The sequence below is a fragment of the Novosphingobium sp. 63-713 genome, assembly GCF_001898925.1.
In the GTDB taxonomy this organism is placed as follows: Bacteria; Pseudomonadota; Alphaproteobacteria; order Sphingomonadales; family Sphingomonadaceae; genus Novosphingobium.
Genome location: NZ_MKVS01000018.1, coordinates 1 through 7,270, shown reverse-complemented (window position 1 = coordinate 7,270; position 7,270 = coordinate 1). Strand labels below are relative to the sequence as shown.

General features: G+C 62.8%; 15 protein-coding genes. 3 read left to right on the top strand and 12 right to left on the bottom strand.

Features of this window, described 5'->3' with window-relative positions; all coding sequences use genetic code 11:
• Window positions 1-142: 142 nt before the first annotated feature.
• Both BGP00_RS08285 and BGP00_RS08280 read right to left on the bottom strand, forming a co-directional pair.
• Window positions 143-523, bottom strand: coding sequence for a DUF736 domain-containing protein (locus BGP00_RS08285; protein WP_292687881.1), 381 nt, complete (start codon window positions 521-523; stop codon window positions 143-145).
• A 100-nt stretch (window positions 524-623) separates the two neighbouring features.
• The gene (locus BGP00_RS08280) at window positions 624-1,610 is read right to left on the bottom strand and encodes a hypothetical protein (protein WP_292687879.1); all 987 of its coding nucleotides are present in this window, start codon (window positions 1,608-1,610) and stop codon (window positions 624-626) included.
• A gap of 103 nt (window positions 1,611-1,713) precedes the next feature.
• Between BGP00_RS08280 and BGP00_RS08275 the strand changes: the two genes are divergently transcribed.
• Complete coding sequence (locus BGP00_RS08275; RefSeq protein ID WP_292687877.1) at window positions 1,714-2,337, top strand: plasmid pRiA4b ORF-3 family protein; 624 nt, start codon at window positions 1,714-1,716, stop codon at window positions 2,335-2,337.
• 11 nt (window positions 2,338-2,348) lie between these two features.
• Here the strand turns inward: BGP00_RS08275 and BGP00_RS08270 are convergent, their stop codons facing one another.
• From BGP00_RS08270 to BGP00_RS08255, 4 genes are read right to left on the bottom strand one after another with little or no spacing between them, the layout of a single operon-like run.
• Window positions 2,349-3,203, bottom strand: coding sequence for a toprim domain-containing protein (locus BGP00_RS08270; protein ID WP_292687875.1), 855 nt, complete (start codon window positions 3,201-3,203; stop codon window positions 2,349-2,351).
• Between the two features lie 27 nt (window positions 3,204-3,230).
• On the bottom strand, window positions 3,231-3,518 hold the full coding sequence (locus tag BGP00_RS08265) for a hypothetical protein (protein ID WP_292687873.1): 288 nt from the start codon (window positions 3,516-3,518) through the stop codon (window positions 3,231-3,233).
• Complete coding sequence (locus tag BGP00_RS08260; RefSeq protein ID WP_292687871.1) at window positions 3,518-3,895, bottom strand: DUF3768 domain-containing protein; 378 nt, start codon at window positions 3,893-3,895, stop codon at window positions 3,518-3,520. The genes BGP00_RS08265 and BGP00_RS08260 overlap by 1 nt, the downstream gene beginning before the upstream one ends.
• A 23-nt stretch (window positions 3,896-3,918) precedes the next feature.
• Complete coding sequence (locus BGP00_RS08255) at window positions 3,919-4,065, bottom strand: hypothetical protein (RefSeq protein ID WP_292925738.1); 147 nt, start codon at window positions 4,063-4,065, stop codon at window positions 3,919-3,921.
• Between the two features lie 69 nt (window positions 4,066-4,134).
• Between BGP00_RS08255 and BGP00_RS08250 the strand changes: the two genes are divergently transcribed.
• Both BGP00_RS08250 and BGP00_RS08245 read left to right on the top strand, forming a co-directional pair.
• A complete protein-coding gene (locus tag BGP00_RS08250; protein ID WP_292687869.1) occupies window positions 4,135-4,380 on the top strand; it encodes an AbrB/MazE/SpoVT family DNA-binding domain-containing protein in 246 nt (81 codons plus the stop codon).
• The gene (locus tag BGP00_RS08245; protein WP_292687867.1) at window positions 4,377-4,766 is read left to right on the top strand and encodes a type II toxin-antitoxin system VapC family toxin; all 390 of its coding nucleotides are present in this window, start codon (window positions 4,377-4,379) and stop codon (window positions 4,764-4,766) included. Before BGP00_RS08250 ends, BGP00_RS08245 begins: the two co-directional genes overlap by 4 nt.
• Before the next feature lie 11 nt (window positions 4,767-4,777).
• Here the strand turns inward: BGP00_RS08245 and BGP00_RS08240 are convergent, their stop codons facing one another.
• Genes BGP00_RS08240 through BGP00_RS08215 form a run of 6 tightly spaced genes read right to left on the bottom strand, consistent with a single transcriptional unit; the run spans window position 4,778 to window position 7,226 of the window.
• Window positions 4,778-5,035, bottom strand: coding sequence for a hypothetical protein (locus tag BGP00_RS08240; RefSeq protein ID WP_292687865.1), 258 nt, complete (start codon window positions 5,033-5,035; stop codon window positions 4,778-4,780).
• On the bottom strand, window positions 5,032-5,424 hold the full coding sequence (locus BGP00_RS08235) for a hypothetical protein (protein ID WP_292687863.1): 393 nt from the start codon (window positions 5,422-5,424) through the stop codon (window positions 5,032-5,034). The genes BGP00_RS08240 and BGP00_RS08235 overlap by 4 nt, the downstream gene beginning before the upstream one ends.
• Entirely contained in the window at window positions 5,421-6,116 is a 696-nt protein-coding gene (locus BGP00_RS08230; protein ID WP_292687861.1) for a hypothetical protein, read from the bottom strand. The genes BGP00_RS08235 and BGP00_RS08230 overlap by 4 nt, the downstream gene beginning before the upstream one ends.
• An 11-nt stretch (window positions 6,117-6,127) precedes the next feature.
• Window positions 6,128-6,541, bottom strand: a complete 414-nt coding sequence (locus tag BGP00_RS08225; RefSeq protein WP_292687860.1) for a hypothetical protein — start codon at window positions 6,539-6,541, stop codon at window positions 6,128-6,130.
• Window positions 6,538-6,969 (bottom strand): hypothetical protein, encoded by a 432-nt coding sequence (locus tag BGP00_RS08220; protein WP_292687858.1) that lies wholly within the window; start codon window positions 6,967-6,969, stop codon window positions 6,538-6,540. The genes BGP00_RS08225 and BGP00_RS08220 overlap by 4 nt, the downstream gene beginning before the upstream one ends.
• Window positions 6,966-7,226, bottom strand: a complete 261-nt coding sequence (locus tag BGP00_RS08215) for a zincin-like metallopeptidase domain-containing protein (protein WP_298767971.1) — start codon at window positions 7,224-7,226, stop codon at window positions 6,966-6,968. Before BGP00_RS08215 ends, BGP00_RS08220 begins: the two co-directional genes overlap by 4 nt.
• Between the last annotated feature and the right edge of the window lie 44 nt (window positions 7,227-7,270).

Here is a 7,270-nt window from a genome sequence, read left to right as displayed (position 1 = left end):
TAAACCCGCAAAAACAGGCCGAAGACAAGACCGCTCCCGATTAACTCAAAACTTCTCACAACCCCTTGACGAGGAGCGCCGTCCAGACAAGGCAGGGAAAGAATGCTTCGCGATTGTCACCCGAAGCATCGCAAGCACGCAGTCAGGCGGCGTCCAGATAAGTGGGATTGTCATTGGCAGAGGCCGCCACGCGAAAGCCGGAGCGGCGCTGGGGGCGCAACCACGCGACGTTGTAGCTGCCGTCATCCTGGCGGAACGCGCTGATCGCCAGCGGACGCGCCATCGAGGGATCGTCGATCCGGCCTTGCAGGAAGCATTCGCCGGTCGAATTCGAGGTCTGCTCCCAGAGCGCCCCAATCTGGACGGCGGCGCCAGCGGGGCTGCGCGTGCAGATCTCATAGCGCGGGGCATTGGGATGGTTCGAGGCCACGCCGCGCAGGGCGAAGCTCATGGAGACGGTCAACGTGGCGATGCTGCCGGTCAGTGCGCCGCGGTCATTGGCGCGAATGGTGCCGATGTTCATGCAGGTTTCCTTTGGCAAAGGCCCCGTCTTGCATTCCAGGGGCCGCAGGGTGGGATGTGTCTCTGGGCGCCTGCGCCCATGACACCCACTTCACCCCCACTCACCTTCTCGTCTCGCTCTGGCATTCGGGAGGTGGCGCAGGCTTCACCGAAGCATGGTAGTAGGGCGTGTGCAGCCCGCAGATATTCTCCGGCGACCACCGCAGATGCCCGCCAGACAGGAAGCGCCCGTCCTCCGGCTTGACGGTCACCGGCCCGTTAGCCGGCACGTCAAAGAAGGTGCCGTTGATCGGGTCCATCGTCGCCACCCAGCATTTCTCGAAAGTAACAGGTCGGCTGAGGTCTAGCGCGATCAGGTCCGGGATCGGCACGATCGCATAGAGGCAGAAGAGGAATGCAGTGGAGCAGGCATTGTCGATGATTTCGGCAAGCTGCTCGTGGCTGATGACCGGCGCGCGCCGTCGCCTTGCGTTGCGCGGCAAGACGCTGTCGGCCGAATGGCGGTTGCCACTGGCCTTGCGAAACTCACCGATGGTGTAGCCGAGGTTGTTCAGCGCGAATTGCAGGTTGCCGGTCACAGCAAGCTCGCTGGTCTCGGGCCATGGGCGATGCGAGAAAACCAGCGCATCGTCGAGCCAGCGCTCGGTGCTGAAGCGGAACAGCAATTCGCAGCGATCATGACTGTCAAAGAGATCGGCGACGCTGCTGCCATCACGGTCGGCAGCGCAATCCTCCCAAGCATAGCGAAGTGCGTCCATGGCCTCATCGTCATCACTCAGACCTGCCGCACAAAGGCTGGACCGCAATTGGGGAGCAACCTCGTAGTGCCAGGTCTGGCCAAATTCCGCCGGTGGGAACTCGGCCCCCATGATCTCGTCGAGATCATGATCGTCATACTGCGCGTCGATGATCCGCGCCGCCAAAGTGTTGAGCGTCTTCAGCGGCCAACTGTCAGAGCGGTCGCGCCAGTATCGTGTATGGGGAAAGTTCTCGGCCAGTGCTCCGACCCAGCTTTCGCCAGCAGCGCTGGCCAGAAAGGCGGGATCGGCAAGAGCATTGGGCGCGGGCAGAGCGGGAACGATGAACATGGTCTGGGGCTCCTTTCGGGTTCACCCGTTCATCTCCCTCTCGGCTTTGAGCCAAGGCTCGGCAGTCCTTGCCCAGTGGGCTCTCCGCCGCCATAGTGCCACCATGTCAAAGCCCTATGATCCCTACGCCTATGTCATCCGCCTTGATGGCCAGATCGTCGGTATCGAGCCGGGGATCACACGCAGCCTGGAATTGCCCCGTGACCTCAATTTCGCGCAGCTTCACGAGGTGTTGCAGGCGGCGTTCGGGTGGACGGATAGCCACCTCCACCAGTTTCATGTGGGGGGCCTGACCATCGGCGCGCCCGAGGCCATCGAGGACGATGCCTATGGCCCACGAGTGTTGGAAGCGACCGAGGTGCAGCTCAAGGATTTGACCTTCCCCTACGAGCTCGATCCGACACTCACCATCACCTACCAATATGACTTTGGCGATGATTGGCAGCACAAGCTGGTTCTGCGCCGTGCAGAAATCGAGGACGGCGTCAAATATCCGCGCTGCCTTGCTGGCGCGCGGGCCTGTCCGCCCGAGGATGTTGGGGGCTATTCCGGCTATGCCGACTTCCTTGAGGCATGGCTGGATCCCGAGCATGAAGAGCACAAGGCAATGCGTCGCTGGGCGGGCAAAAAGTTCGATCCTGAGCGTTTCGACCTCGAGGCAACCAACAAGGCCGTAGCCAAGGCGATCCGTGCCTGCCGCGGCGATTACCGCCAAAGGCAGATCTGAGCGCACAATTGTCAGGCCGCTGGCCGATAGCGATCCGGGCGGATCATGTCCGCCCAATCGTTGAAGTCTGTCGGGCAGCGTTCGATGGCGAAGGGCACTTTAGGCGATTGCCGCGCAGCCACGGCGGCACTTGCCGCCTGCGCTCCCTCCTGGTCGTTGTCAGGCAGGAGGATGACCTGCCGGATGCCGGAACCTACGGCGAAGCCAGCAAAGTTGCGCAGTCCAAAGCAGGTGCCAGCCTCGCGCCCGCTGAGTTGGCGATAGGCGCAGGCCGTCTCAAAGCCCTCTGCGATTCGCATGGTGTCGCCCGCGAAACTGGCGGGCCAGGTTCCGCCGCGCGAATTGCCCAGCATCATGCGATGCGTGCGCTGGCCGGTTATAGGGTCAAGGAACAGTCGCTGAATGGCAATAAGGCGCTGCGCATCGAAGACGCCGACCAGCAAAGCTGGCAGGCGTCTGGGCGCGGGACCGCGCCCCATCGGGCAAGCCGGATGGAACCGCACATCAGGCGGCAGCAAGGTGATGCCCCGGATCTCGCGCAAGTAGCGATGGGCCAGCGTCCCCGCGATCGCCCCCCCTTCGGACCATAGGCGCTGAAAGGGCGCGGTCCGGTTATTGGCTGGCACGGGCAAAGCCCGCTGGCTGCTAACCGGATGCCCCAAGACGTGCCGGATGGCTCGCATGACATCGCCGCCATCGCATCCGGCGAAGCAATGGACGAGGATCGAATGTCGCCCTTGACGGATCGACAGGCTGGGCGTGCGATCCTCATGGGCCGGGCATGGCACCAGCGCATAGCGGCCATTCCAATGGCCGCCGAGGCGGGCAACGATGGTCAGCGTCTCGGAGGTGGGTTGAAAGCGCATGATGGAAAGTTCCCTCGTGGGATAGGTTCAACCGCGGCAATGGCGGCAGCCAGAGCCGTCGCAGCAATCGGCCCACGCGCTGATGTGGAGGGTCGATCCGTCTTTGAAGCGCGCAGAAACGCCAATGGCATATTCTTGGCGACTGGCGTCCCGGTCGAGCTCGAAGCGCCAGTCTTCCTCAAGCCTTTCCCAGACCTCATAGATGTGGACGAGGTTGCAGTTGAAATCGGGAAAGGAATGGCGCGCGAGGTCGGCGATGGTGACCTCGGCGCCGAACCTTTCGTGGGCGCGATCGACGACAAGCTGCCCGCACATCAGTAATCCTCGGGCAACAGGATGGTCATCACGCGCGTGGTGATCGAGGCATCGGCGGGATCCTCGGAGCCGAACTCCATCGCCGCATCGTAATAATCGATCTTCATCCACACCTTGCGGCCCAGAAACTCGATCGCGGCAAAGTCCCTTTCAGGGCTATCTTCCGAGAAGGTGCAATGCCGAAAGGCCGCCATGAGGCGGGCTTGCAGAACGATGGTTTCCTCAGGCGCCCCTTCGGCCTCGGCCAGTCGTTCGAGGCAATTGCGGGTGATGACAACACGGGCGGTCCGATCGAGGCCAAGGCGGGTGCGGTCATTGAGCCGGGCGATCTGTTCCAGGTGCGAGACAGCGCCCGCCGGTGTGGCAGTTGTCAGCATGATGGTTCTCCGGTGGATGGGGTTCAGGCGGTGGCCGCGACGAGAGCGGTCCACGTTGGATAATTATCGACCTCAATGTCAGCGGTAGCGATGCCGAATGCGTCAGCGAAATCCGCCGTCAGTCGCGACTTGCAGGAGGCATAAATCAACTCCTGCGTCACAAATTCCACTTCGTGACATATTCATAAGTATGTGGCATGATCAGGACGAAGCGCCATTCAGGCGCGCGGAGCCGAGCCATGACAGTTCAGGTGAGCATCACGCCGAATGGCCGGATGAGCCTGCCCGCCGATATTCGCAAGCGCCTTGGCGTCGCCGCCGGCGGCGCGCTTATCGTTGAGGAAACGCCGGACGGCGTGATCCTGCGCACGGTCGCTCAGTCCATCGCGCATGCCCAGGCGATCGCCCGCAAATATACGGCCGGCAATCCGGCTGCGTCTGTTGATGGCTTCATTGCCAATCGCAGGGCGGACAGCGGCGAATGAGCGAAGTCGTCCTTGATGCGTCGGCACTACTGGCCTTGCTGAATGACGAGCCCGGAGCTGCCAAAGTCGCTGAGGCCTTGGGCGCGTCACGGATGTTGTCGGTCAATCTGGCCGAGGTTGTAAGCCATTTCGTCCATGCTGGCATGCCGCATGGCGAAGTCGACGCGATGTTGCGCCCGCTCCCGATGCAGATCGTGCCGGCTGACGAGGGCCTCGCCCATATCGCCGGACGTTTGCGTGCAGTGACTGCCTCGGCCGGGCTATCGCTCGGCGATCGGTTCTGCCTCGCGCTTGCGCAACGCGACGGTTTGCCGGCGATGACCGCCGACAAGCAGTGGCGGACGGTATCCGATGCAGTCGACGCCAAGGTCATCGTCATCCGCTAGCCAAGCGGACGCTACCAGCGGTAGGTCGGCAGTCCCTCGATCAGTTCGGCGTCACGGTCGAACATCACCCAATCGCAGTCCAGCGAGCGTGCGAGCGCGAAGCAGGGGCGAAGGTCTTCCGGCAGGTCGGACGGCTCGTCGTCAGGTACGTAGACGAACCAACCGTATTCGGCCTTTCCGAAGGTGGCGAAGGGCGCTGTTTGCAACCAGCCATTGCAGGTCTCTTGTGTGACATGCGCGGTCGAGAGCACCAACAAGGTCTCGATCATGGGATAGTCCCCTCGACCTGTGAGGTGGGCCGGGCGGCGGCGATTGCGGCGAGCAACTGCGCGATGGCTTGGTTGAGTTGTCCGTTGCCGCGGCTGACTGGGAAATCGCCGACCGCGACGAGCAAACGATCCGCTGCGGCGAGAAGCAATGGCCCAGCCTCCTTCGCCGTCAGGTCAGCGCGCGCGGCATCAATCCGGGCAATCTCGACAGGATCGGTGATCGTGTACTCCTCGAGGGGCACATCGCCGCAGTCATTGCACCATTGATTGTCGAACTCACCGAGTAGGATGCTCTGCTGAGTGACAACATCCCAACCGGCGTTGGCGTCGTTGCCGCAGCGATCGCTACCGCAATGCGGGCAGCGATAGGCGAGATAGCCGCGCGTCATGCCGCCTCTCCCAGCCAAGCAGCGACCGGGGGAAGTTCCAGCCAACCGGGCTTCGCGTCCTCAAAACTGGGTAGTCGGAATGTATCCGCCTCGCGCTGGGTAAAGACGGTTGCGCTTTTGAGCGGGCCGAATCCGCTTTCGTTGCTCCAGAACAGGAGCCCGCAGGCGTCGTCACGGACCACGACGACCAGATGCTGCCGGTCGATATCCTGGCCAAGGCCGATGAGCGGGATCAGCCGCTCGGCGGTGACCTCGATGAACCCGCCGCCGAAATCATCGACGCGCATGCGAGAGCATGTCTCGGCCCAGCCAAAGCGGAAGGGCAATGCCGATGGCAAAGTCTTCTGGAGGAGCCTCGCAAGCGCAAAGGGATCAACGCCGTCACCGCTCACGTAAAGGATGATCCCGTCACCTCGGCCCGGATCAGGTTCAGTAATGAACTCCGCGCCATGGCAGGGATAGGTCTCGTCGTTGAACAACGCCGTGAAGCGAGCAAACGGGGCTTCCGTATCGTCAGCTGGGAACAGCGCACGAAACCGTTCCGAGCAGGCTTGCCAGGCGGCGATCGCCTCGCCCGTCGTTTCGAAACCATCCCGGATCAGGTCGATTACCTCGTCGATCTCGGGCAGGATGTCGGCCTCGCGGGCATCGACATGCACCGCGAAGGAAGTCTGGGTGTAATAGTCAGCCATTGTCGTGAACCTCAGCGAGCCGGAATGAGCGGTGCCGCCGCCTGGGCGGCGAGTTCGGCGAGGAGTGCACGCAAGGGTTCCTCTTGGGTGAGCAGCGCATCGAGGCAATCCGCAGCGCTATCGACAAAAGCGTCGTGGTCAGGATCGCTCATGTCGAGCACTTGCCCGACAGCTTGCAGGAGCCGCAGCATGGCAGGCGCCCGGGTCATAAGGCGCAGATTGATCAGCGCCTCGTCGTATCGGCGGTTTCCGGCCTGGCTAACCGTGCCGATGCAAGTGTAGCTGCGGGTCAAAGGGTCGATGGCCGTGATCTCGGCGACCCAGTGGAACGGCCAGTCATCGGTGGTGCGGCAAAGGCTGCTTTCGCGCCATTCGCCAGAGGTAGGCATTAGGGACATTGTGATCTCCTGAAGAAAGACGATCAAGCCGCTTCGAGCCAGGGCTGATCGACAGGCTGATGGACGGGGGCAAAGCCGAGGCATGCAGCGGCGGCCTCGAAGGTTGGTGCAATACTGGCGAGCCAGCGTCGGGCTGGGCCAGAAACATCGCTCCATTCACAGCGGATCCGGTAATCGCGGTCGATCCGCTCACCGATCCAGACGGCGGCCTGGCCGTCAAGACAGGTCAGGCCGATGTCGGCATAGGGATTGCGCAGCAGCACGCGATGCGTGGTCCCCCGCCAGCGGTGGATAGGATCGAAGGATCGCAACTCCCGCTGCATGTTCGTGCGGATCGCTGCCACCAGATCAAGATAGGCCGGATACCAGTCAGCGGGCGAAATGCCGGACATGGTGCGGCAGGCCGCCTGTGCGCCGTCAGGCCAGAAGGAGGCGATGGCCACGGCGCGCCTCATGCAGCCAGCGGCAAAGGCGCCACCGCCGCCTTGTGCGTCGCGTGGATCCAGTCAGCAGCGGCCTGCGCCTGCGCGGCGGCATTGAAGATCGCCTTGGGATCGTGGCGCAAGGCGCCCAGCCAACTGGCAAGGTAGGCGGCATGGTCTGGACGAGGCGTGTAGGCGAGGCCCAGATCAGCCATCAGGTAGCTGGCGCCGAGTTCGGCGACATATCCTGACAGTCCAGCGAAAAACGGCGGTTGGGGGATCAAAATCATCGGTAGCCTCCAGCCCCACCCAAAACCCCAAGGCTCCCCCGAGG